The sequence below is a fragment of the Streptomyces amakusaensis genome (assembly GCF_039532665.1).
Classification (GTDB): domain Bacteria; phylum Actinomycetota; class Actinomycetes; order Streptomycetales; family Streptomycetaceae; genus Streptomyces; species Streptomyces amakusaensis.
The window spans coordinates 1-876 of sequence record NZ_BAAASB010000078.1 but is presented as its reverse complement, the minus strand read 5'-3'; the positions used below and the strand labels follow the sequence as shown (position 1 = coordinate 876).

1 protein-coding gene is annotated in these 876 nt (G+C 72.8%); it reads left to right on the top strand.

Annotated elements, in window-relative coordinates; genetic code table 11:
- Positions 1-876 (top strand): proton-conducting transporter transmembrane domain-containing protein (locus ABD371_RS35705; RefSeq protein ID WP_344486937.1); only part of this gene is annotated, 876 nt, incomplete at both ends.

The following is an 876-nucleotide window of genomic DNA, read 5'->3' as shown; positions in this document are numbered from 1 at the left end:
TACTGCGTACGGTACTTCTCCGCCGGGGACCCGCTGCTCGGCCGGTTCGCCGGCAATCTGCTGGCGTTCGCCGGGGCGATGCTGGGGCTGGTGCTCGCCGACGATCTGGTGCTGCTCTATGTGTTCTGGGAGCTGACCACGGTCTTCTCCTATCTGCTCATCGGCCACGGCAGCGAGCGCAAACAGAACCGCCGCTCGGCGCTCCAGGCGCTGACCGTCACCACCCTCGGCGGACTGGCCATGCTCGTCGGCTTCCTGATGCTGGGACGGGCGGCGGGCACCTACCGGATCTCCGCCCTGGTCGCCGACCCGCCCGCGCCCTCCACCACCGTCTCGGTCGCCGTCGTGCTCGTCCTGCTGGGAGCCCTGTCGAAGTCGGCGATCTGGCCGTTCAGCGTCTGGCTGCCCAACGCGATGGCCGCGCCGACGCCCGTGAGCGCCTATCTGCACGCCGCCGCGATGGTGAAGGCGGGCGTCTATCTCATCGCCCGGCTCGCCCCCGCCTTCGCCGAGGCCCCGCCCTGGCGGCCGATACTGCTGGTCCTCGGGGCGCTGACCATGCTGCTCGGCGGCTGGCGGGCGCTGCGGCTCAACGACCTCAAGCTGGTGCTCGCCTACGGCACCGTCAGCCAGCTCGGCTTCCTCACCGTGCTCGCCGGGGCCGGCACCCGGGACACCGCGCTGGCCGCCGCCGCGATGATCCTCGCGCACGCGCTCTTCAAGGCCCCGCTCTTCCTGGTGACCGGGATCGTCGACCACGCGGCGGGCACCCGCGACCTGCGCGAACTCTCCGGTGTCGGACGGTCCCTGCCCCGGGTCGCGGCGGTCGCCGCCGTCGCCGGGGCGTCGATGGCGGGCCTGCCGCCGCTGCTCGGC